Source organism: Vandammella animalimorsus (assembly GCF_002288875.1).
In the GTDB taxonomy this organism is placed as follows: domain Bacteria; phylum Pseudomonadota; class Gammaproteobacteria; order Burkholderiales; family Burkholderiaceae_C; genus Lampropedia; species Lampropedia animalimorsus.
Map to the genome: position 1 here is coordinate 67,940 of NZ_NTBH01000007.1, position 22,090 is coordinate 90,029.

18 protein-coding genes are annotated in these 22,090 nt (G+C 66.7%); 11 read left to right on the forward strand and 7 right to left on the reverse strand.

Translation table 11 applies throughout. From position 1 onward, the window contains the following. Window positions 1–52: 52 nt before the first annotated feature. The gene (locus CLI93_RS10750; RefSeq protein WP_095543530.1) at window positions 53–2,347 is read left to right on the forward strand and encodes a heavy metal translocating P-type ATPase; all 2,295 of its coding nucleotides are present in this window, start codon (window positions 53–55) and stop codon (window positions 2,345–2,347) included. Between the two features lie 62 nt (window positions 2,348–2,409). On the opposite strand, the gene CLI93_RS10755 is transcribed toward CLI93_RS10750, so the two are convergent. The 3 genes from CLI93_RS10755 to CLI93_RS10765 form a co-directional block, all read right to left on the reverse strand. Further along, the gene (locus CLI93_RS10755; protein ID WP_095539674.1) at window positions 2,410–3,009 is read right to left on the reverse strand and encodes a flavin reductase family protein; all 600 of its coding nucleotides are present in this window, start codon (window positions 3,007–3,009) and stop codon (window positions 2,410–2,412) included. A gap of 74 nt (window positions 3,010–3,083) precedes the next feature. After that, a complete protein-coding gene (locus tag CLI93_RS10760; RefSeq protein WP_095995880.1) occupies window positions 3,084–4,394 on the reverse strand; it encodes a tryptophan--tRNA ligase in 1,311 nt (436 codons plus the stop codon). Between the two features lie 45 nt (window positions 4,395–4,439). Then, window positions 4,440–5,117, reverse strand: a complete 678-nt coding sequence (locus tag CLI93_RS10765; protein WP_238944969.1) for a site-2 protease family protein — start codon at window positions 5,115–5,117, stop codon at window positions 4,440–4,442. A gap of 270 nt (window positions 5,118–5,387) precedes the next feature. On the opposite strand from CLI93_RS10765, the gene efp reads away from it, so the two are divergent. The 7 genes from efp (at window position 5,388) to CLI93_RS10800 (ending at window position 11,253) form a co-directional block, all read left to right on the forward strand. Next, on the forward strand, window positions 5,388–5,942 hold the full coding sequence (efp, locus tag CLI93_RS10770; RefSeq protein ID WP_095539444.1) for an elongation factor P: 555 nt from the start codon (window positions 5,388–5,390) through the stop codon (window positions 5,940–5,942). Window positions 5,943–5,982: 40 nt separating this feature from the next. Next, the gene (locus tag CLI93_RS14945; RefSeq protein WP_143326470.1) at window positions 5,983–6,168 is read left to right on the forward strand and encodes a hypothetical protein; all 186 of its coding nucleotides are present in this window, start codon (window positions 5,983–5,985) and stop codon (window positions 6,166–6,168) included. A gap of 135 nt (window positions 6,169–6,303) precedes the next feature. After that, window positions 6,304–7,647, forward strand: a complete 1,344-nt coding sequence (gene gdhA, locus CLI93_RS10780; RefSeq protein WP_095543532.1) for an NADP-specific glutamate dehydrogenase — start codon at window positions 6,304–6,306, stop codon at window positions 7,645–7,647. A gap of 52 nt (window positions 7,648–7,699) precedes the next feature. Further along, a complete protein-coding gene (miaA, locus tag CLI93_RS10785; protein WP_095543533.1) occupies window positions 7,700–8,707 on the forward strand; it encodes a tRNA (adenosine(37)-N6)-dimethylallyltransferase MiaA in 1,008 nt (335 codons plus the stop codon). Between the two features lie 138 nt (window positions 8,708–8,845). Then, complete coding sequence (locus CLI93_RS10790; protein WP_238944970.1) at window positions 8,846–9,625, forward strand: amino acid ABC transporter substrate-binding protein; 780 nt, start codon at window positions 8,846–8,848, stop codon at window positions 9,623–9,625. A gap of 211 nt (window positions 9,626–9,836) precedes the next feature. Further along, window positions 9,837–10,481, forward strand: coding sequence for an amino acid ABC transporter permease (locus CLI93_RS10795; RefSeq protein WP_095543535.1), 645 nt, complete (start codon window positions 9,837–9,839; stop codon window positions 10,479–10,481). Window positions 10,482–10,497: 16 nt separating this feature from the next. Beyond that, window positions 10,498–11,253, forward strand: coding sequence for an amino acid ABC transporter ATP-binding protein (locus tag CLI93_RS10800; protein WP_095543536.1), 756 nt, complete (start codon window positions 10,498–10,500; stop codon window positions 11,251–11,253). Window positions 11,254–11,485: 232 nt separating this feature from the next. Here CLI93_RS10800 and CLI93_RS10805 read toward each other — a convergent pair whose 3' ends face one another. The 3 genes from CLI93_RS10805 to mtrR all read right to left on the reverse strand — a co-directional run bounded on the left by CLI93_RS10805 (window position 11,486) and on the right by mtrR (window position 13,951). After that, window positions 11,486–12,415, reverse strand: a complete 930-nt coding sequence (locus CLI93_RS10805) for a M48 family metallopeptidase (RefSeq protein ID WP_095543537.1) — start codon at window positions 12,413–12,415, stop codon at window positions 11,486–11,488. Beyond that, a complete protein-coding gene (locus CLI93_RS10810; RefSeq protein ID WP_095543545.1) occupies window positions 12,390–13,157 on the reverse strand; it encodes a lysophospholipid acyltransferase family protein in 768 nt (255 codons plus the stop codon). The genes CLI93_RS10805 and CLI93_RS10810 overlap by 26 nt, the downstream gene beginning before the upstream one ends. A gap of 152 nt (window positions 13,158–13,309) precedes the next feature. Beyond that, entirely contained in the window at window positions 13,310–13,951 is a 642-nt protein-coding gene (gene mtrR / locus CLI93_RS10815) for a multidrug efflux system transcriptional repressor MtrR (RefSeq protein WP_095543538.1), read from the reverse strand. Window positions 13,952–14,347: 396 nt separating this feature from the next. On the opposite strand from mtrR, the gene CLI93_RS10820 reads away from it, so the two are divergent. From CLI93_RS10820 to CLI93_RS10830, 3 genes are read left to right on the forward strand one after another with little or no spacing between them, the layout of a single operon-like run. Then, window positions 14,348–15,640: an efflux RND transporter periplasmic adaptor subunit gene (locus CLI93_RS10820; protein WP_095543539.1), complete on the forward strand. Its 1,293-nt coding sequence runs from the start codon at window positions 14,348–14,350 to the stop codon at window positions 15,638–15,640. A 38-nt stretch (window positions 15,641–15,678) separates the two neighbouring features. Beyond that, window positions 15,679–18,903, forward strand: a complete 3,225-nt coding sequence (locus CLI93_RS10825; protein ID WP_095543540.1) for an efflux RND transporter permease subunit — start codon at window positions 15,679–15,681, stop codon at window positions 18,901–18,903. Between the two features lie 18 nt (window positions 18,904–18,921). Beyond that, window positions 18,922–20,379 (forward strand): efflux transporter outer membrane subunit, encoded by a 1,458-nt coding sequence (locus tag CLI93_RS10830; protein ID WP_095543541.1) that lies wholly within the window; start codon window positions 18,922–18,924, stop codon window positions 20,377–20,379. Between the two features lie 451 nt (window positions 20,380–20,830). Here the strand turns inward: CLI93_RS10830 and CLI93_RS10835 are convergent, their stop codons facing one another. Further along, window positions 20,831–22,030, reverse strand: a complete 1,200-nt coding sequence (locus tag CLI93_RS10835) for a pseudouridine synthase (protein ID WP_095995882.1) — start codon at window positions 22,028–22,030, stop codon at window positions 20,831–20,833. Window positions 22,031–22,090: the final 60 nt, after the last annotated feature.

Here is a 22,090-nt window from a genome sequence, read left to right on the forward strand (position 1 = left end):
CCTACACTTGCGCCTACCTTGAGAATCTGACCCAAGCCTTTACTTTGTTGCCATGAAGCCTGCCAGCACTGCCCCTTCGGCCCATGATGCCGCCCCCACCGCCACCATCGAACTGGCCGTCAGCGGCATGAGCTGCGCGGCCTGTGTCGGGCGCGTCGAGCGTGCGCTGGGCGCCGTGCCCGGTGTGGAGCAAGCCTCGGTCAACCTGGCCACGCAACGCGCCACGGTGCGCGGCGCCGCCAGTGGCCAGGCGCTGCTGGCGGCCATCGAGCGGGCCGGCTATGCCGCGCGGCAATTGGACGGCCCGGCCGGGCTGGAGGATGCGCAGGCCCAGGCCGAGCAGGAGGCCGAGCGTGCGCAGCTGCAGCGCGACTGGCTGCTGGCCACGCTGCTGGCACTGCCAGTGTTCGTGCTGGAGATGGGCGCGCACATGGTGCCGGGCATGCACCACTGGATTGCGCAGCACATCGGCGAGCGCAACAGCTGGCTGCTGCAATGCGTGCTGACTACGCTGGTGCTGCTGGGGCCGGGGCGGCGCTTTTACCGCCAGGGCATCCCGGCGCTGCTGCGCGGCGCGCCGGACATGAACTCCCTGGTGGCCGTGGGCACGCTGGCGGCCTATGGCTATTCGCTGGTGGCCACCTTTGCGCCACACTGGCTGCCACAGGGCGCGAGCCATGTGTATTTCGAGGCGGCGGCGGTGATCGTGGCGCTGATTCTGCTGGGGCGGCTGCTGGAGGCGCGCGCCAAGGGCCGCACCTCGGCGGCGATTGCGCGACTGCTGCGCCTGCAGGCCAAGACGGCGCGCGTGCGCCGTGGCGAGCAATTCGTCGATCTGCCCATTGACCAGGTGCTCGCTGGCGACGTACTGCAGGTGCACCCGGGCGAGCGCATTCCGGTCGATGGTCAATTGCTCGAAGGCCAAAGCTTTGTGGATGAGTCGATGATCTCGGGCGAGCCGGTGCCCGTGGCCAAAACGCCAGGCCAGCAGCTGGTGGGCGGCACCGTCAACCAAACAGGCGCCTTCACCATGCAGGCCACGGCCGTGGGCGAAGCCACGGTGCTGGCGCAGATCATCCGCATGGTGCAGCAAGCCCAGGCGGCCAAGCTGCCCATCCAGGCGCTGGTGGACAAGGTGACGCTGTGGTTCGTGCCGGTCATCATGCTGATCGCAGCGCTGACCTTTGGGGCCTGGCTGCTGCTGGGCCCGGCCCCGGCGCTGACGCTGGCGCTGGTCAATGCCGTGGCCGTGCTCATCATCGCCTGCCCCTGCGCCATGGGCCTGGCCACGCCCACTTCCATCATGGTCGGCACCGGTCGGGGGGCGGAGCTGGGCATCCTCTACCGCAAGGGCCAGGCGCTGCAGGCCTTGCACGAGGTGCGGGTGGTGGCGCTGGACAAGACCGGCACCCTGACTGAGGGGCGCCCCACGCTCACCGATCTGGAAACCACTGGCGGCTTCACGCCCGAGCAGGTGCTGGCCCATGTGGCGGCGGTCGAGGCGCGCTCGGAGCACCCGATTGCGCGCGCCATCGTGCAAGCGGCCGAGCAACAGGCGCTGACGCTGCCAGCGGTGCAGGCCTTCGAATCCGTCACCGGGCTGGGCGTGCGCGCCGAGGTGGACGGGCAGCGCGTGGAGATCGGCGCCGACCGCTTCATGCAGCAGCTCGGGCTGGACTGCGGCGTGTTTGCCGCCACCGCCCAGCGCCTGGGCAGCGAGGGCAAGACGCCGCTGTACGCCGCGCTCGGCGGACGCCTGGCGGCCATCATCGCCGTGGCCGATGCCATCAAGCCCAGCACGCCTGCGGCCATCGCCGCGCTGCACGCACAAGGGCTGAAGGTGGCCATGATCACCGGCGACAACGCCCGCACCGCCCAGGCCATCGCCCAGCGCCTGGGCATCGATGAGGTGGTGGCCGAGGTGCTGCCAGGCGGCAAGGTGCAGGCCGTGCAGGCGCTGCGCGCCGCGCACGGCCCGGTGGCCTTCGTCGGCGACGGCATCAACGACGCCCCGGCGCTGGCCGAGGCGCACGTGGGCCTGGCCATCGGCACCGGCACGGACGTGGCCATCGAATCGGCCGACGTGGTGCTGATCTCGGGCAATCTGCAGGCCGTGCCCAACGCCATCGCGCTCTCGCGCGCGACCATGCGCAACATCGGCCAGAACCTGTTCTGGGCCTTTGCCTACAACACTGCGCTGATCCCAGTGGCCGCTGGCCTGCTTTACCCGCTATGGGGCGTGCTGCTCTCGCCGGTGTTCGCCGCCGGCGCCATGGCCTTGTCCAGCCTGTTCGTGCTGGGCAATGCGCTGCGCCTGCGGCGCTTTGCGCCGCCGCTGGCCGCTTAGAGCGTGTATGCACTTTGCGCGAATCGCAGCGCACGCCGCGCTTCGCGCAGGCCTTTGTTGACTCACGATTTCTTGTTCGTCTGCCGGCTGTGCGCTGCAGCCGGCGCGGGCAGCGTGCCCTGGTGCAGGATGCCACGGTGGTAGAGCAGCGGCGCCAGGGCCTGTGGGCACTGGGCCGGGTCGGCGCCGGGCAGCTCGCGCGGCCAGGCGCCACGGTAGCCCACGCGCTCGACCTGGCCGATGAAGATGGTGTGGTCGCCCGCCAGGTGCTGGGCGTGGCGGCGGCATTCGAACCAGGCCAGCGCACCAGGCAACAGCGGCACGCCGCTGGCAGCGCGGACGGTTTGCAGGTTGCGAAAGCGATCCAGGCCCGGCGTGGCAAAGCGCTGCGCCAGCAGCAGCTGGTCGGCAGCCAGCACGTTGATGGCAAAGTGCTGACAGTGCAAAAAGTCCTGCAGGTGGCTGGAGGCGTTGAGCAAACTCCACAGCACCAGCGGCGGCTCCAGCGACACCGAGGCAAAGGAGCTGACCGTCAGGCCCGCAGGCTGGCCCTGGGCGTCCAGCGTGGTGACGATGGTCACGCCGCTGGCGAAGCTGCCCAGCGCATCACGGAAATGGCGGGTGCTGAAATGGCTTTGCAGGTGCTCGGCGCTGTCGGGCATGGTCAGGGGCGCTCCCAAAGACGGCGGGGGGGGAAGTCAAAAAACGTGGTGCGAGCAGGCCGCATCGCCGCAGGTTAGCCCTGCTGCTGCGCCTGCACCAGCGCCTGCAGCGCCTGATCGAGCGCCTCGTCGCGCGTGAAGGGTTGCAGCTGCGCGGCCAGCGCATCCAGCGCGGCGGCCCCTTGGCGCTTGAGTTGCTGCACGGCCTGGCCGGCCTCGCGCCCGCTGGCGTAGGCCAGGCTTTGCAGCAGCGGCGCGCCGCGGGCGGTGGTGAGCTTGAAGTAGAACTGGCCGTCGGCTTCGCGGTATTGCTTGATCTGCGGCGGGGCTTCGGCCGCGGCGGCATCCGGCGCGGCGGGCCGGGCCAGCGGCTGGCGCAGGTCGCACAGGCCCACGGCGCGCTTGAGCTCGGCCAGATAGGGCGCGGCCTCGGCGCGGGCTTTTTCGGCGCCGCGCTGCAAGATGGCCTCGATGCGCGCCGGGTCGGCCATCAGGGCATCGAACTGCGCGCGCATCGGGGCAATCTCGGCGTCGATCAGCTCAAAGAGTTGCTGCTTGGCCTCGCCCCAGGCAATGCCCTGGGCGAAGGCTTGGCGCATGGCCTCGGTTTGCTCGGCGCTGGCAAAGGCCTGGTAGATCTGGAAGATGGCCGAGCCTTCGGTTTCCTTGGGCTCGCCCGGCGCGCGCGAGTCGGTGGCAATGCCCATGATGAGCTTGCGCAGCTGCTCGCGCGGCGTGAACAGGGCGATGGTGTTGCCGTAGCTCTTGCTCATCTTGCGCCCGTCCAGGCCGGGCAGCGTGGCCACATGCTCGTCCACCAGCGCCTCTGGCGGCACCAACAGCTCCTGCCCGTGGCCGTAGATGTGGTTGAAGCTGGCGGCCATGTCGCGCGCCATCTCGATGTGCTGCACCTGGTCGCGCCCCACGGGCACCTTGTGCGCCTTGAACATCATGATGTCGGCGGCCATCAGCACCGGATACATGAACAGCCCGGCGGTGACGTCGGCGTCGGGGTCGGCGCCCGTCTCGGCATTCTTGTCCACCGCGGCCTTGTAGGCATGGGCGCGGTTGAGCAGGCCCTTGCCGGTGACGCAGGTCAGCAGCCAGGTCAGCTGCGGGATTTCGGGGATGTCGCTCTGGCGGTAGAAGGTCACCTGCTCGGGGTCCAGCCCGCAGGCGATCCAGGTGGCAGCGATCTCCAGCGTCGATTGCTGGGTCTGCACCGGGTTTTGCGACTTGATCAGGCTGTGCAGGTCGGCCAGGAAGAAGAAATGCTCGGCGCCGGGCTGGGCCTGCGAGCGCACCGAGGGCCGAATGGCGCCTGCGTAATTGCCCAGGTGCGGGATGCCCGAGGGGGTGATGCCGGTGAGGAAACGGGTGGTCATGGATGGCAAGCGAAAAAGAGTGAGCGGCAGCAGGCAGCGCCCGCATCATGGCAGCGGCAGCCCCAGCCATTGCAGCGGCTGCAGCAGCACCTGCAGCCCGGCTTCAAGCAGCGGGTAGAGCCAGTAGCGATCGAGCAGGTTCAGCCACAACAGGCCCAGCACGATGAAAAAGCCCAGCGGCTCCAGCCGCGCCAGGTAGTGGGCCGGGCGCGCGGGCAGCAGGCCCACGGCAATACGCCCGCCATCGAGCGGCGGCAGCGGGAACAGATTCAGCGCCGCCAGCACCAGGTTGACCATGATGCCGGCCCAGGCCATGCGGGCGAAGAAGGGCTCGTACAGGCCCTGCTGGCCCAGCCACAGCAGCACAGCCAGCAGCAGCGTCCACAGCACGGCCTGCAGCAAGTTGGACAGTGGCCCAGCCAGCGCCACCCAGACCATGTCGTAGCGCGGGTTGCGCAGCTTGCGCGTGTTCACCGGCACTGGCTTGGCGTAGCCGAACATCAGCGCGCCCTGCGAGGCGAACAACAGCAGCAAGGGCAGCAGCACCGTGCCAAAGGGGTCGATGTGCTTGAAGGGGTTGAGCGTGACGCGCCCGAGCAAGGCCGCCGTGGGATCGCCCAGGCGCCGCGCCACATAGGCGTGCGCGGCCTCATGGATGGTGATGGCCAACAGCACCGGCAGCGCCATCACCGCTGCATTTTGGATGAAGGAGGAGAAATTCACGGCGCGCGATTCTCGCAGAAGATGCGCGCTATTGCCTGCTGCAGGGCGGTAAGCAGGCCTTGCCGTGGACTGGCGTTTTTTCTGCCCGTGCTGGGGATTGGGATAAAATCCGCCTTCGGCCCTGTGTGGGCCTGTCCATTGGTCGTGGCGATTTTTTCTATCAGTTGCGCGGGCTGCGGGCTTTGATCTCGCAGCTTTTTTTTGCACTGCAGCACCCATGGCAGGCCCCTGCCAAGCAGGATTCTTTGATCCAGACAACGCTTATCTTTTATGAAAATCGCACAAGAAATCCGCGCCGGCAACGTCATCATGCATGGCAAGGATCCGATGATCGTCCTCAAGACCGAATACGCACGCGGCGGGCGCGGCGCGGCAACGGTGCGCATGAAGCTCAAGGCGCTGCTGTCGAACATGGGCACCGAGGTGGTGTTCAAGGCCGACGACAAGATCGACAACGTCATCCTCGACAAGAAGGAGTGCACCTACTCCTACTTTGCCGACCCGATGTACGTGTGGATGGACAGCGAATACAACCAGTACGAGGTCGAGGCCGCCAACATGGGCGACGCCCTGAACTACCTGGAAGACGGCATGAGCGCCGAAGTGGTGTTCTACGACGGCAAGGCCATTTCGGTGGAACTGCCCACCAGCGTGGAGCGCGAGGTCACCTGGACCGAGCCGGGCGTCAAGGGCGACACCTCGGGCAAGGTACTCAAGCCTTCGAAAATTGCCACGGGCTTTGAAGTGGCCGTGCCGCTGTTCGTCAACCAGGGCGATCGCATCGAGATCGACACGCGCACCGGCGAGTACCGCAAGCGCGTCTGATTTACCCCCCCTGTCGCGTGGTGCACGGCACAGGCTGGCCATGCACCTGCTTGAAATCCTTGCTGGCCGATGGATCGAGGCCCTGGCGCTGATCGCCGCCGGTGGCCCAGGTGTGCGTGTGCGCGAATCCCCCCACGACGGGGCTTCGCACCACAGCGGCAAATTGCGTGGAGATGGCGTCATACAGCCCAAAGGCCGTGCGCGCGACACTCGCCAAGCAACCTGAGAACCCCTTGTTCTGAGACGTTGCCCCTGGGGCCTGCCCTGTGCGTGTCCGGTATCTGCCCCTGGCATGGGCAATGCAGCAGCGGCAGGCGCAAGCGGCATTTCGTTTGATTCTTTTTTTCAGGACCTCCCTACCATGTCTGATCTGTCCCTCCAGCAATTTCTCGACCACATTGCCCAGCGCAACCCCGGCCAGCCCGAATTCCAACAAGCGGCCACTGAAGTGTTCGAGAGCCTCTGGCCCTTCATCAGCAAGCACCCGCAATACGCCGAACACAATCTGCTGGAGCGCCTGGCAGAACCAGAGCGCATCATCATGTTCCGCGTCTGCTGGGTGGACGACGCGGGCAAGGTGCAAGTCAACCGCGGCTACCGCATCCAGCACAGCATGGCCATCGGCCCCTACAAGGGCGGCCTGCGCTTTCACCCCTCGGTCAACCTCTCGGTGCTGAAATTCCTGGCCTTTGAACAAACCTTCAAAAACGCGCTGACCACCCTGCCCATGGGCGGCGGCAAGGGCGGCTCGGACTTCGACCCCAAGGGCAAGAGCAATGGCGAAATCATGCGTTTCTGCCAGGCCTTTGCCGCCGAGCTGTACCGCCACGTCGGCGCCGACACCGATGTGCCTGCGGGCGACATCGGCGTGGGCGGGCGTGAGATCGGCTACATCGCCGGTTACATCAAAAAGCTCACCAACCGCGCCGACTGCGTGCTCACCGGCAAGCCGCTGAACCTGGGCGGCTCGCTGATCCGCCCCGAGGCCACCGGCTACGGCACTGTGTACTTTGCCGAAGCCATGCTCAATGAGGCGCGCAACTCCTTCCAGGGCATGAAAGTGGCCGTCTCCGGCTCGGGCAACGTGGCGCAATACGCCATCGAAAAAGCCATGGCGTTGGGCGCCACCGTCGTCACCTGCTCGGACTCCAACGGCACCGTCTATGACCCCGCAGGCTTCTCGCCCGAGAAGCTCGCCATCCTGATGGACATCAAGAACGTGCAATACGGCCGCGTCAAGGACTACGCCGCCAAGGTCGGCGCCGAGTACATCGAAGGCAAGCGCCCCTGGCACATTCCGGCCGAGGTCGCCCTGCCCTGCGCTACGCAGAACGAACTGGACGAGAACGACGCCAAGACGCTGATTGCCAACGGCGTGGTCTGCGTGGCCGAAGGCGCCAACATGCCCTGCACCATCGAAGCGGCCAAGGCGTTTGAAGCCGCAGGCGTGCTGTTCGCGCCCGGCAAAGCCAGCAACGCCGGCGGCGTGGCCACCTCCGGCCTGGAGATGAGCCAGAACGCCATGCGCCTGGCCTGGACGCGCCAGGAAGTGGATCAGCGCCTGTTCGGCATCATGCAAAGCATCCACCAGGCTTGCCTGGAGTACGGCCGCCGCGCCGACGGCAAGGTCAGCTACATCGACGGCGCCAACATCGCCGGCTTCGTCAAAGTGGCCGACGCCATGCTGGCCCAGGGCGTGGTCTGAGCCCGCTCTGCCACGGCGCAGCGCGCTGTGGCACAACAGGAGCCCCATACCGATGGCGGACATCCAGCACAACGGCCTGCTCGACAGGCCGTTTTTCATTCTCACCGGGCCCACGGCCAGCGGCAAATCCGCTCTGGCCCTGGCCCTGGCGCAAGCGCTTGCGCCTACGCAGCAGCTGGAGATCGTTAGCGTCGATTCGGCGCTGGTCTATCAGGGCATGGACATCGGCACGGCCAAACCTACGCGGGCCGAGCGTGCCCAGGTGCCGCACCATCTGATCGACATCCGCGCGCCGCAGCACAGCTACAGCGTGGCCGAGTTCCTGAGCGATTGCCAGCATTGCATCGACCAAATCCTGGCGCGCGGCGCCTTCCCGCTGCTGGTGGGCGGCACGCTGATGTATTTGCAAGCCCTGCTGCACGGTCTGGACGCACTGCCCCCGGCCGATGCCGCCGTGCGCGCCGAGCTGGAAGCGCGCGCGCAGCGCCAGGGCTGGCCGGCGCTGCATGCCTGGCTGGCCCAGGTCGATCCGGCCACGGCCGCGCGCCTGGCGCCGCGCGATGCCCAGCGCATCCAGCGCGCGCTGGAGGTCTGGCAGCTCACCGGCCAGCCGCTGTCGCAGCTGCAGCAGCGCGCCCGGCAGGCGCAGCCTGGCCTGGCGGACTGGATTGCGCAACGCATGCTGTCGGTAGAGCCTGCCGAGCGCGCCTGGCTGCACCAGCGCGTGGCGCAGCGCTTTGCGCAGATGCTGCAGGATGGCTTTCTGGACGAGGTGCGCGCGTTGCGCGCCAACCCGCTGCTGCATGCGCAGCTGCCATCCATGCGCGCCGTGGGCTATCGCCAGGCCTGGCAGATGCTCGATGGTCAACTGCCGGCAGATGCCTGGGTCGCGCAGGCCGAAGCCGCCACCCGCCAACTGGCCAAGCGGCAAATGACCTGGCTGCGCAGCATGCCCAGCCGCCAGGTGCTGCACAGCGACCAGCTCACCGCCGAGCAAATGCTGCAACAGGCCCTGCCTCGCCTGCAGCACGCCATCGCCAGCGCCGCCGATTTGCCATGATGGGGCCCGGTTTGGTTGAAATCACCGCCAACACAGGTGACAATCGCGCTCTTGCGCGCGGCGGCCGCACTGCTGACGCGCTGTTTTTGTGTCTTTTGGACTTTTTCTTTCATTGCCTTGGGTACTTCGATGTTGAACCTGAAAAAACTTTTGCTCGCCCCCGTTGTTGCTTCTTTGCTGGTGGCCCATGGCCATGCCGCTGCTGAAACCGCCAAGGCCGAGGCCAACGCAGGCACCATCGTCGTGGGCCTGGACGACAACTTCCCGCCCATGGGCTTTCGCGATGAGAAGAACGAGATCGTCGGCTTCGACATCGACATGGCCCGCGAAGTGGCCAAGCGCATGAACGTCAAGGCCGAGTTCCGCCCCATCGACTGGGGCGCCAAGGAGGCCGAGCTCAACAGCAAGCGCGTGGACGTGCTGTGGAACGGCCTGACCATCACCGAGGAGCGCAAGAAGCACATCGGCTTTACCGCCCCCTACATGGAAAACCACCAGATCATCGTCGTGGGCGCCAAGTCCGACATCACCAACAAGGCCGGCCTGGCCGGCAAGGTGGTGGGCGCGCAGGAAGGCAGCAGCGCCGTCGAGGCCATCAACAAGGAAGCGGACGTGGCCAAGAGCTTCAAGCAGCTCAAGACCTTTGCCGACAACATCACCGCGCTGATGGACCTGGGCACAGGCCGCCTCGATGCCGTGGTGGTCGATGAGGTCGTGGGTCGCTACTACGTGGCCAAGCGCGCCAATGATTTCCGCGTGCTGGAGGACAACTTCGGCACCGAGGACTACGGCGTGGGCATGCGCAAGGACGACGCCGAGCTGCTGCAGAAAGTCGACGCCACGCTGGCCGAGATGAAGAAGGACGGCACGGCACAGAAGATCTCCGAGAAGTGGTTCGGCGCCAACGTCATCAAGTAAGCCGCGCGGGCAGCGGCGGGCACACGTTTGATACTCGCCCGCTGCCGCAAACCCACCGCTTTTCGCGCCTTGCGCCGCCTGTGGCGGCACGGCGCGAAAAGCGGCTTCTTTTTGGGCCTTGCTGGCATCGCAGCAGGCCCATTGCCGTACCCGGGTGCGGCCCAGCGGCCCCAGCGGCCTTGCGCGCCGACATTCCTCTTGCCCCTTTGTCATGAACTACGTCCTCTCGATGCTGCCGGCCCTGTGGGATGGCCTGCAAGTGACACTGACGCTGTTTGCCATCACGCTGTCACTGGCCATCCCGCTGGGACTGCTGCTGGCGCTGGCGCGTGTCTCACGCCTGGGGCCGTTGAGCGCATTGGTCAACGGCTACATCTGGCTGATGCGCGGCACGCCGCTGCTGCTGCAAATTTTCTTCATCTACTTTGCACTGCCGGGCATGGGCATCACCCTGCCGGACTTTCCCACCGCCGTCGTTGCCTTCGTGCTGAACTACGCGGCCTATTTCGCTGAAATCTTTCGCTCGGGCATCCAATCGGTGGATCGCGGCCAGTACGAGGGCGCCAAGGTGCTGGGGCTGAACTACACCCAAACCATGCGCCGCATCGTGCTGCCGCAGATGGTGCGCCACATCCTGCCGCCGATGAGCAACGAGACCATCACCCTGGTCAAGGACACCTCGCTGATCTACGTGCTGGCGCTCAACGATCTGCTGCGCGCGGCGCGCCTGATCGTGCAGCGTGACTTCAACACCACCGCCTTCGTGGTGGCCGCCATCTTCTATCTGCTGATGACCTTGGTGCTGACCTGGCTGTTCCAGCGCCTGGAGCGACACTATGCCCGCTACGACCAGTAAGCCCCAGCCCCAAACCATGATCCGCGCCCAAGGCCTGGGCAAATCATTTGGTGCGCACCGCGTGCTCGACGGCGTTTCGCTGGATCTGGCGCAGGGCGAGGTGGTGGCCGTCATTGGCCCCTCGGGCTCGGGCAAGAGCACATTTTTGCGCTGTCTGAACCACCTTGAAACCATCGACGCGGGCAGCATCCACATCGAGGGCGAGGCCCTGGCCGAGACCGATGCCGCCACTGGCCAGGTGCGCTATGCGCCCGATGCGCAGCTGCGCCGCATTTGCCGCAAGATGGGCATGGTGTTCCAGAGCTTCAATCTGTTTCCGCACATGACGGTGCTGGAAAACATCATCGAGGCGCCGGTGACGGTCAAAGGCCTGGCGCGCGATGCGGCCATCGCCCAGGCCGAGGCGCTGCTGACCAAGGTGGGCCTGCTGGCCAAGCGCGACAACTACCCCGGCCGGCTCTCGGGCGGGCAAAAGCAGCGCGTGGCCATCGCCCGCGCGCTGGCCATGGAGCCGCAGATCATGCTGTTCGATGAGCCCACCTCTGCGCTGGACCCAGAGCTCACCGTCGAAGTGCTGCGCACCATGCGCGCCCTGGCCCAGGAGCACATGACCATGCTGGTGGTGACGCACGAAATGGGCTTTGCGCGTGAAGTGGCTGGCCGCGTGGTGTTCATGGACCAGGGCCAGATCCTGGAAAACGCCCCCTCGGCGCAGTTCTTCGCCAACCCGCAGCACGAGCGCAGCCGGGCCTTTTTGTGCCAGATGCTGTAGAAGAGCCTGCTGCAAGCCTCGGCACGGCGGGCCATCAAGCGGATTTGGGCGGTCTGCGGCGTTGCAAACGCCTTGCCATAGCCCCCGCTATGGCTGCGTTTATGGCTGTGCTGTGCGCCTTGCCGCCCATCCCCAACCGCTTGCTGCCCGCTCGCGCCAAGGCTTGCAACAGGCTCTCGCCTTTGGCCACGCCCCTCTCAGGCTACTTGCCTCCCCCCAAGATTGGCCGCCTTCAGGCCTGCACCTCCCAAGGCTCAAAGCGCAGTTGCCGCAATTGGGCGCGGTGCTGGGCATAGTCGGGCTGGATGCGCTCGACCCAGGCCCAGAAGCGCGGGCCGTGGTTCATCTCGTGCAGGTGCGCCAGCTCGTGCACCAGCACGTAATCGAACAGCTGCGGCGCGCACTGCGCCAGCCGCCAATGCAGGCGGATGTCCCCGCTGGCGCTGGCGCTGCCCCAGCGGGTCTGGGCGTTGGTCAGCGCCAGGCGGCGGGGGCTCACCCCCATCAGTGGCGCGAAATGCGCGCAGCGCTGCTGCAATTGCGCCATGGCCTGCGCGCGCAGCCAGTGCTGGGCCGCCTGGGCGATGGCGCTGGCGCTGGCATCACGGCGCAGCGGCAGGTGCAACAGCTGCCCGGCCTGGCAGGCCTCATCGCCCTCTTGCCTGGCATGGCCCAACCAGGCCGCGCGCCCGGCAATGCGCGCGCCACTGGCCAATGCCACGGGCTGGGCCAGGGGTTGCAGCAGCGCGCGCCGCCCGGCCAGGCCCAGGGCAATGCGCAGCAGCTGGCCTTGCCAGACCAGGCCACAGCCCTCGGCCCAGACCGCCGCTGCGCCAGCGCCCGGAGGGCCGTCTTGCCCCATCTTCTGCAAGGCCTGCCATTGGCCGATGAGCCAGCGCGCCCGCCCTTGCAGGATGGCTTCGAGCTGTGCCACCCCCAGCCAGTGCGGCGCGCGCACCTGCAGGCCCTGTGCGCTCACGCGCATGCCCACGCTGCGCCGCTGGGCCCCCTGCCAGTGGTAGGCCACGTACAGCGCCTGGCCGCCATGCTGCAGCACGACGTGGCGATTGGCCTGCGGGTGCCGCCACAGCGCGCTGGCCGCGCCTGTGGGCTGTTGTGACTGAGGCAGCGCCAGCTCAGCCTGCTGCATCGGACGCGCCATGCCCAGTCAGAGCCTGGTCTTGGGCCGGATAGGCCTGCGGATCGATGCGGCGCATCTCAGCCTCGATCCATTGCTCCACCTCGGCCATGACCTGTGGCGCGCTCTTGCCCTCGGTGCTGATGGGCGGGCCGATGGACACATCCACCGTACCGGGGTATTTGACGATGGCGCGCGGCGCCCAGCAACGCGCCGAGGCCACGGCCACCGGCACCACCAGCGCGCCCGTATCCACCGCCAGCCGCGCGCCGCTGGCCTTGTAATCGCCAGCCTGACCGCGCGGCACGCGCGTGCCTTCGGGGAACATGATGACCCAGTTGCCCAGCGCCATGACCCGCTGTCCCTGGGCCAGCACCTTGCGGAAGGCGCGGATGCCCTGCTCGCGGTCGATGTGCACCATGTCCATGCGGCCAATGCCCCAGCCGAAGAAGGGGATGGCCAGCAATTCCTTCTTGAAGACGTAGGACAGCACGACGTGGCGCAGCACCAGCGGCAGCAAAAAGGTTTCGTAGGTGGATTGGTGCTTGGCCAACACCACAACCTTGGGCATCTGCCCTTGTTGGGCCTTGTCATAGGCTGGCAAATGTTCCATGCCTCGCACACGGTGGCGAATGCCCAGCAGCCAGCGGGCGCTGCGCACACACACATCCAGCCAGGCCACGCCAATGCGGTAAATGGGCTCGCCACGCACGAAAAGCGCAACCACCAGCAGCACCAAGGCATAGGGCACCATGGTGGCGCCCATCAGCAGCAGATGCAGCCAGGAGCGCAGCGCCGCCCAGGCATAGGCCAGGCCGCGCGGGCGCGACGGCAACAAGGGGGGGTGTGCGTTTGGGGGGGGCAAGGGGGCAGGCATGCGGAAATGGGGCGAGGTTGGGGGGGCGAGGCTGAACCTGTTCAGCCGGTCTGGGTGGTTTGCAGAAACGGGGTGTGCTGCAGTGCGTGCAGCGCCGCATCCACGATGCGCGGGGCAGTGCGCCCCAGGTCGAGCTGCTCGGGCCGGATCAGCCAAAGCTCGATCAGGCCAAACACCACCGACTTGAGATACACCGCCGCCAGCGCAATGTCCAGCGCCTGCGGCAAGCGCTGCTGTTGCACGCACAGGCGCAATGCGCTGTGGATTTGTTCGCGCCACATGTCCTGATAGCGATCCATCACGCCCAAAATGGCGGCATTGTCCTCGGTGTGCTCACACTTGAGGTAGAGAATGCGGCAGAACTTATGGTGCTGCGCATTGTGCTCAATGCGCTCGAAGTTGTTCAGCAGCGCCTGGCGCAGGCTTTGCAGCATGTCCGGCGCCTGGTTGCGGATGTCCTCTGCCAAGCTGTGGCTGAGGTCTTCAAAAATGTGCTGGAACAGCGCATCGAACAAGTCCTCCTTGTTCTTGAAGTGCCAGTACAGCGCGCCACGCGTCACGCCGGCGCATTGCGCAATTTCATTGAGCGAGGCGCGCGAGACGCCGCGTTGGTCGAACACGTCCAGCGCGGCGCGCATCAGCTGGTCGCGGGTTTCCTGGGCCTGGGCTTTGGTTCTGCGCATGTAGAGAGTTTCAAAACGCGGGGGTTCTGCAGCGGCCCTTGCAGGCCGTGCTGCAAGGGCTCTTGGCTGCTGCGAGGCGGGATTATAAATTCATGAATGTATGTATATTTTTGGCAAAGCCGTATCGAACGATTTAAACATCCATTCATGCATGTATATAATTCGCCTTGCCCGATCGGAGCCTGCTCGCGCCTGGCCTGAAAACCTGCTCAAAATCTCGGCGCGAGCGGGCAAACCGTGGCTTTGAATGGGCTGTCGCAAGGCGCAACGCCGCAGGGCGCCCCAATCCGCTATCTTGACTGACGACACGCAGCGGCTTGGAGCACAGGCTCTGAACACACAGGCTCTGCCCCAGCCCCGCCACATCGCACATCCCCACAAGAACAGGACTTCCACATGGCGATTTCTCTGACACCGTTTCATGCCACCGTGCGGCGCACATGCTGGCTGGCGCTGGCCGCCGCCAGTACTTTGGGCCTGAGCGCCTGCAGCGATAGCCAGGCCAACGAAACGCCCGCACAGCAACAAGCGCAGCAGGCCCCATTGCCCGAGGTGCGCGTGGTGACGGTGCGTGCGCAATCGGTGGGCACCCACACCGATTTGCCCGGTCGCCTGGCTGCGCATCGCGTGGCCGATGTGCGGCCGCGCGTGGGCGGCATCATCCAAAAGCGCCTGTTCAAAGAGGGCAGCTACGTCAAGGCCGGGCAAGCGCTGTACCAGCTCGATGACGCGCCCTACGTGGCGGCGCTGGAGAGCGCCCGCGCGCAACTGGCTTCGGCCCAGGCGACGCTGGCCAAGGCCAAGGCCGATTTGCTGCGCTACAAGCCGCTGGTGGCGGCCAATGCCATCAGCCAGCAGGAGTACGACTCAGCCGTGGCCACGCAGCGCTCGGCCGAGGCCAGCGTGAAGGCGGCCCATGCGGCGATCAAGTCGGCGCAGATCAATGTGAACTATTCGCGCATCACGGCGCCGATTTCGGGCTACATCGGTCAGTCCTACGTCTCCGAAGGGGCGCTGGTGACGGCCGGTGACGCCAACAAGCTGGCCACCATCCAGCAAACCCACCCGATGTACGTGAACGTGACGCAGTCGGCCAACGAGGTGATGCAGCTCAAGCAGGACGTTGCCGATGGCAAGCGTCAGTTGGTCGATGGGGCGATGCAGGTGAGCATCAAGTTTGAAAACGGCAAGGAGTACCCGCACAAGGGCCGCTTGCTGTTTGCCGATTTGACTGTCAATGAATCGACCGGCCAGGTAACGCTGCGCGCGGAAATCCCCAACCCCGACAACGTGCTGCTGCCCGGCCTGTACGTGCGCGTGGGCCTGCCCCAGGGCGACATCGGCAATGCCTTCCTGGTGCCGCAGCAGGCCATCACGCGCGGCAAGCAGGATGTGGCGCTGATCGTCGATGAGCAAGGCCAAATGCAGCCGCGCATGGTGACGGTGGGCGGCCAGCAGGGCGCGTATTGGATCGTCACCGGCGGCCTGCAGGATGGGGACAAGGTGATCGTCGATGGCACCATGATTGCGGGCATGAGCGGCGCCAAGCAGGTGCAAACGCGCGAGTGGACGCCCCCCGGCGCAGCAGCGCCCGCAGCGCCCGCAGCGGGCGCTGCCCCTGGCAGCAACTCAGGCGCCGCCCCGGCTGGCGCAGACGCAGCGGCCAAGCCCGGCAGCGCCGCGCAGTAAACAGGCCATACCGCCCCCGTTCAGAACCAGGAGCTTGCATGGCCCAGTTTTTCATCAATCGGCCCATTTTTGCGTGGGTCATTTCGATTTTCATCGTCATTGCGGGCGTGATCGGCATCCGCAATCTGCCGGTGTCGCAATACCCGGCCGTGGGCGCGCCCACCATCACCTTGTCGGCCGCCTATCCTGGCGCTTCGGCCCAGGTGATGGAGGACAGCGTGCTGGCCGTGATCGAGCGCAACATGAACGGCCTGGAAGGGCTGGATTACATGAGCACCAGCGCCACGGCGGACGGCACGGGCTCGGTCAGCCTGACCTTCACGCCCGAGACCGACGAAGACCTGGCGCAGGTGAGCGTGCAGAACAAGCTCTCCGAAGTCACGGCTTTGCTGCCCGCCACCGTGCAGCAAAACGGCGTGCGGGTGAACAAGTCGCGCTCGAACTTCCTGATGGTGCTGATGATGTCCTCGCAAACCATGGGCAGCGAGGAGGTCTCCGACTACATCGAGCGCAACATCAAGCCCGCCATCCAGCGCATCGACGGCGTGGGCGAGGCGCGGCTGTTTGGCTCCGAGCGGGCCATGCGCGTCTGGGTCGATCCGGCCAAGCTGCAAAACTACAACCTCTCGTTTGCCAACGTGACGGCGGCCATCGGCGCGCAGAACGCGCAGATCTCCGCTGGCGCCATTGGCGAGCAGCCCGTGGCCCAGGGCCAGACCATCACGGCCACCGTGGCCGTGGACGGGCAGTTGCGCACGCCCGAGCAGTTCGGCAACATCATGCTGCGCTCCACCACGGGCGGGGCCAATGTGTATTTGAAGGACGTGGCGCGCATCGAGCTGGGCAGCCAGAGTTATGGATCTTCCACCACCCTCAACGGCCAATCGGCCGTGGGCATGGCGGTGATGCTCTCCAACAGCGGCAATGCCATGGCCACGGCCCAGGCAGTGCGTGCGAAGATGGAGGAGCTGCAAAAGTTCTTCCCCGCTGATCTGCAATGGTCGGCCCCGTATGACACCTCCACCTTCGTCAAGCTCTCCATCGAGGCGGTGGTCAAGACCTTGCTCGAAGCCATCGTGCTGGTGTTCATCGTGATGTTCATCTTCCTGCAGAACATCCGCTACACGCTGATTCCCACCATCGTCGTGCCCATCTCGCTGATGGGGGCGTTTGCGGGCATCTGGTATCTGGGCCTGTCCATCAACGTGCTGACCATGTTTGCCATGGTGCTGGTGATCGGCATCGTGGTGGACGACGCCATCGTGGTGGTGGAAAACGTCGAGCGCATCATGAGCGAGGAGGGGCTGCCGCCCCTGCAGGCCACGCGCAAGGCCATGGGCCAGATCTCCGGCGCGGTGATCGGCATCACGGCGGTGCTGATCTCGGTGTTCGTGCCGCTGGCCATGTTCAGCGGCGCCACGGGCAACATCTACCGCCAGTTCGCACTGACCATGGCGCTGGCCATTGCCTTCTCGGCCTTTCTGGCGCTGTCGCTCACGCCCGCGCTGGCGGCCACCTTGCTCAAGCCCGTGGCCAAGGGCCACCACATGGAAAAGCGCGGCTTTTTCGGCTGGTTCAACCGCAACTTCAGCAAGCTCAACCGCGGCTATGAAGGCGTGGTGGCGCGGCTGCTGCGCCGCTCGGCCAGCCTGATGGTGGTGTATTTGGCGCTGGCCGCTGGCGCGGCGTGGATGTTCACGCGCCTGCCCACCTCCTTCCTGCCCGAGGAAGACCAAGGCTCGCTGATGATGATCGTGCAACTGCCCTCGGGCGCGACCAAGGAGCGCACCGACGCCACGCTGGCCGTGGCCAGTCAGATCGCCAACCAGCTGCCGGAAGTGCAAAACTTTGTGGGCGTCTCCGGCTTCAGCTTCGCTGGCGCGGCGCAGAACATGGGCATGGGCTTTCTGACCCTGACCGACTGGCAGCAGCGCACCGCGCCCGGCAGCGACGCTGCCTCGGTGGCGGGCAAGTTCACCGGCGCGCTGATGGGCAGCGTCAGCGATGGCTTTGCGCTGGTCATCAACCCGCCGGCCATCTTCGAGCTGGGCAACAGCTCGGGCTTTGAGATGTACCTGCAAGACCGCAGCAACGCCGGCCACGAGGCCCTGCTGGCCAAGCGCAATGAGCTGCTGGGCAAACTGCGCCAGAACCCCATGTTCGACCCCAGCCAAACGCGCGCCTCCGGCCTGGAGGACGCGCCGCAGGTGAAGATCGAGATCAACCGCGAGGCCGCTGCCGCGCAGGGCATCGACTTCGCCAGCATCCGCAGCGTGCTGGCCACGGCGCTGGGCTCGTCCTACGTCAACGACTTTCCCAACAACGGCCGCTTGCAGCGCGTCATCGTGCAGGCCGAAGCCACGGCGCGCATGCAACCCGAGGACATCCTGGCGCTGACCGTGCCCAACAGCGCCGGCCAGGCCGTGCCGCTGGCCACCATCGCCAGCGCCAGTTGGCAAAAGGGCATGCAGCAAAGCGTGCGCTTCAACGGCTATCCGGCCATGAAGCTCGAAGGCGCGGCCCGGCCTGGCTCGGGCTATTCCTCGGGCGATTTGATGGCCGAGGTGCAACGCCTGGTGGACGAAATGCCCGGCTTCAGCCTGGAGTGGGCCGGCCAATCGCGCGAGGAGGCCAAGGGCAGCACGCAAACCATGCTGCTGTACGGCTTTGCCATCCTGGCCGTGTTCCTGGCGCTGGCCGCTTTGTATGAGAGCTGGTCCATCCCGCTGGCGGTGATCCTGGTGGTGCCGCTGGGCTTTCTGGGCGTGGTGCTGGGCGCGCTGGGGCGCAACTGGTTCAATGCCCAGCTCTTCGGCCTGCCCCCAACCTACCTCAACGACATTTACTTCCAGGTCGGCCTGATCACGGTCATTGGCCTGTCGGCCAAAAATGCCATCCTCATCATCGAGTTCGCCAAAGACTTGCAGCAAGCCGGCCGCAGCGCGCTGGAGGCTGCACTGGAAGCCGCGCACCTGCGCTTCAGGCCCATTTTGATGACCTCGCTGGCCTTCATCCTGGGCGTGGTGCCGCTGTATCTGGCCAGCGGCGCCAGCGCCGCCAGCCAGCGCGCCATCGGCACGCCCGTGCTGTGGGGCATGTTGGTGGGCACCTTGCTGTCGGTGTTCTTCGTGCCGATGTTCTATGTCGTCGTGCGCAAGCTCTTCAAGGGCGGCAAGCCATGCACCGGCACGGATGGGGGCGAGGCCGCGGCCGTGGTGGCCGATGCCACCGCCACACAGCACACGCCCCATGCCGCCGCCTGATCAAGAGGAGAATGCCCCATGAACCCGAACCGCCCTGCCCCGCCCTGCCCCCCGCGCCCCCGGCAGCGCCGCCTGCTGCGCCCAGCTCTGGCGACATTGGCCGCAGCCGCGCTGTCTGCCTGCGCCATGATCCCCGCCTATGAGCAGCCTGCTGTGAGCGTGCCTCAGCACTTTGCCTACGACACGCCAGCGCCGCAGGATCAACCCGCCATCCAGGCCGCATCGCTGGGCTGGAAAGACTACTTTGCCGATGCGCGCCTGCACCGATTGATCGAGCTGGCCTTGGCGCGCAACACCGATCTGCGCCGCGCCGCGCTCAATGCCGAGGCCGTGCGCCAGCAGTACATGATTGCGCGCGCCGACCAACTGCCGGCCCTGGGCGCCAGCGCCGGCGGCTCGCGCGCGCGCATGGCCCAAGACCTCAGCCCCAGTGGCGCGGCCTACGTGGCCTCGTCCTACAGCGTGGGCCTGGGCATCACGGCCTACGAAATCGACCTGTTCGGCAAACTGCGCAGCGCCAGCGAAGCGGCGCTGCAGGCCTATCTGGGCAGCGCCGCCAGCCGCGATAGCGCCCATCTGGCGCTGGTGGCCGCCGTGGCCAAGGCCTACTTCAACGAGCGCTATGCCCAGCAGGCCATGGCGCTGGCCCAAAGCGTGCTCACCACGCGCGAGCAAACCTACGAGCTCACGCAGCTCAAGCATCGCTCAGGCGTGGTCTCCGCACTGGATCTGCGCCAGCAAGAGGCGCTGATCGAATCGGCCAAGGCCGACTACGCTGGCGCCGTGCAGGCACGCCAGCAGGCGCTCAACGCCCTGGCCATGCTCATCAACCAACCGCTGCCCGAGGACTTGCCCGAAGGCCTGCCGCTGGCGCAGCAGTTCAAGATCGAGCGCCTGCCCGCTGGGCTGAGCTCCGAAGTGCTGCTGAACCGGCCCGACATCCGCGCCGCCGAATTCGCCCTGAAGCAGGCCAATGCCCAGATCGGCGCAGCGCGCGCGGCCTTCTTCCCCAGCATCCGCCTGACCAGCAGCGTAGGCACCGGCTCCAACGAGCTGAGCGGCCTGTTCGGCGGCGGCAACCACACCTGGAGCTTTGCGCCGGCGATCACACTGCCCATCTTCAACTGGGGCAGCCTGCAAGCCAACCTCGATGCCGCCAAAGTGCGTCAGCAGGCCCAGATCGTGAACTACGAAGCCGCCGTGCAAGCGGCCTTTCGTGACGTGGCCAACGCCCTGGTGGCGCGCGAACAGCTCCAGCAGCGCCACGCCGCCAACACCCGCCAAAGCCAGGCCTACGAGCAGGCCCTGCAATTGGTGCGCCTGCGCTACCAGCACGGCGTGGCCAGCGCGCTGGACCTGCTCGACGCCGAGCGCAGCAGCTACGCCGCCAACATGGCGCTGCTGGCCAACCAACTCACACAGCTGGAGAACCTGGCCGATCTCTACAAGGCCCTGGGCGGCGGACTCAAGCCTTGAGTCGTTGTCCACGACCTTGGCGCGAGTGGGCTGGATCTGAGAGCCTGTTCAAAGTCTCGGCACGAGCGGGCAAGAAGCGGTTTGGGGTGGGCTGCAAGGCGCAAAACGCAGCCATAGCCCCCGCTATGGCCAGGCCTTGCAACGCCGCAGGCCGCCCAAATCCGCTCTCTTGGCCGCCGTGCAGAGACTTTGAACAGGCTCTGAAAAGGGCCGCGCAAAGCGGCGGCCCGGGGGAGACGGCCTACCCCTGTGCGCAGCAGCGAAGCGAAGGGGTCGCAGGCAGCAAGGCCTTTTTCTTTGGTCACTTTCTTTGTTCAAAAAAGAAAGTGACTGCGCCGCTGGGCGCTCATTCCAGCCTCGGCCCCCACAATGGCCACAAGCGGCAGCCACCGCACGCCATCTTCATGGCGCTCGCACTGGGCAGCAGCCCCGCCTGCATGAACGCAAACGCTCAACGCCCCCGGCGGCCCGGGCCGCGGCCTGCCGCGCCTGGCCGGCCTTTGCCGCCACGGCGCCCAACCATCGCCCCCAGCCCATCGGCGCCGATGTAGCCCTGCGCGGATTTGGGCTTGCCGCGCGGCGCGGTCTGTGGCGCGCGCGCACTGCCAGCGCCCCGGCTGCGCGGCGCCGCTGGGCCTGAGGGCTTGTTGCGGCCGCGGCTGCGGTCGGGCGGGGCACTGCGGCCTGCGCCGCGCTGGCCCGGTGCGCTGGCCTGCGGCCGGGGCATGTCGGCCTCCTCCATCAGGCGCGCCACGTCGCGCTCGGGCAACTCCAGCCACATGCCGCGGCGCAGGCCGCGCATCAGCACCACGCTGCCATAGCGCACGCGGATCAGGCGGCTGACGGCATGGCCGACGGCCTCCATCATGCGGCGCACTTCTCGGTTGCGGCCTTCGCTGATGGTGACCTTGTACCACTGGTTGACACCTTCGCCGCCGCCGTCCTGGATGCTGCCGAAGGCGGCATGGCCGTCCTCGAGCATCACGCCGTCGAGCAGCTGCTGGCGCTCGCTGTCGCTCAAAGCGCCCAGGATGCGCACGGCGTACTCGCGCTCCAGCCCGTAGCGCGGGTGCATGAGCCGGTTGGCCAAGTCGCCCGAGTTGGTCAACAGCAGCAGGCCTTCGGTGTTCAGATCCAGCCGGCCCACGGCCTGCCACTTGCCATGCGCCAGGTGTGGCAGCTTGCGGAATACGGTCGGGCGGTTTTGCGGGTCTTCGCGCGTGACCATTTCCCCGGCCACCTTGTGGTAGGCCAGCACCCGCACTGCGGGCGGGGCCACGCGCAGGCGCAGGGGCTTGCCGTTGATCTTGATCTGGTCGCCATGCTGCACACGCTGGCCAACATGCGCGGGCTGGTCATTGACGGTGATACGCCCCTGGGCGATCAGCGCCTCCATCTCCAGGCGCGAGCCTACGCCGGCCTGCGCCAGCAGCTTGTGCAGCTTGGGCTGCTGGGCATCGGGCTGCAGCACGCGCTTGTGCGCCTGGCGCTGCCCGGTGGCGACGGGGCTGGCTGGCGCGGCCTCAGGCGCTGCGCCCTGGCGCGGGCTGCGGCGTGGGCGGGGCGCGGGGGTGGAGGGCGCTGGCGGCCCGCCCCGGCCTGTGCCGGGCTTGCGGCTTGCTGCATTGCGGGAAGGTTTCTTGGCTTGCATGGTGGTGCTTTCGCTGGGCTGGGCGCCCTGCCCTATTCGAGGGCTGGGCCGTGGAATTCT

What these genes read in the sequence shown, in the direction of transcription:
- CLI93_RS10750 (WP_095543530.1), top strand. Translation starts at nt 53, where the DNA reads ATGAAGCCTGCCAGCACTGCCCCTTCGGCCCATGATGCCGCCCCCACC.
- CLI93_RS10755 (WP_095539674.1), bottom strand. Translation starts at nt 3,009, where the DNA reads ATGCCCGACAGCGCCGAGCACCTGCAAAGCCATTTCAGCACCCGCCAT.
- CLI93_RS10760 (WP_095995880.1), bottom strand. Translation starts at nt 4,394, where the DNA reads ATGACCACCCGTTTCCTCACCGGCATCACCCCCTCGGGCATCCCGCAC.
- efp (WP_095539444.1), top strand. Translation starts at nt 5,388, where the DNA reads ATGAAAATCGCACAAGAAATCCGCGCCGGCAACGTCATCATGCATGGC.
- CLI93_RS14945 (WP_143326470.1), top strand. Translation starts at nt 5,983, where the DNA reads ATGCACCTGCTTGAAATCCTTGCTGGCCGATGGATCGAGGCCCTGGCG.
- gdhA (WP_095543532.1), top strand. Translation starts at nt 6,304, where the DNA reads ATGTCTGATCTGTCCCTCCAGCAATTTCTCGACCACATTGCCCAGCGC.
- miaA (WP_095543533.1), top strand. Translation starts at nt 7,700, where the DNA reads ATGGCGGACATCCAGCACAACGGCCTGCTCGACAGGCCGTTTTTCATT.
- CLI93_RS10795 (WP_095543535.1), top strand. Translation starts at nt 9,837, where the DNA reads ATGAACTACGTCCTCTCGATGCTGCCGGCCCTGTGGGATGGCCTGCAA.
- CLI93_RS10800 (WP_095543536.1), top strand. Translation starts at nt 10,498, where the DNA reads ATGATCCGCGCCCAAGGCCTGGGCAAATCATTTGGTGCGCACCGCGTG.
- CLI93_RS10805 (WP_095543537.1), bottom strand. Translation starts at nt 12,415, where the DNA reads ATGGCGCGTCCGATGCAGCAGGCTGAGCTGGCGCTGCCTCAGTCACAA.
- CLI93_RS10810 (WP_095543545.1), bottom strand. Translation starts at nt 13,157, where the DNA reads ATGGGCGCCACCATGGTGCCCTATGCCTTGGTGCTGCTGGTGGTTGCG.
- mtrR (WP_095543538.1), bottom strand. Translation starts at nt 13,951, where the DNA reads ATGCGCAGAACCAAAGCCCAGGCCCAGGAAACCCGCGACCAGCTGATG.
- CLI93_RS10820 (WP_095543539.1), top strand. Translation starts at nt 14,348, where the DNA reads ATGGCGATTTCTCTGACACCGTTTCATGCCACCGTGCGGCGCACATGC.
- CLI93_RS10825 (WP_095543540.1), top strand. Translation starts at nt 15,679, where the DNA reads ATGGCCCAGTTTTTCATCAATCGGCCCATTTTTGCGTGGGTCATTTCG.
- CLI93_RS10830 (WP_095543541.1), top strand. Translation starts at nt 18,922, where the DNA reads ATGAACCCGAACCGCCCTGCCCCGCCCTGCCCCCCGCGCCCCCGGCAG.
- CLI93_RS10835 (WP_095995882.1), bottom strand. Translation starts at nt 22,030, where the DNA reads ATGCAAGCCAAGAAACCTTCCCGCAATGCAGCAAGCCGCAAGCCCGGC.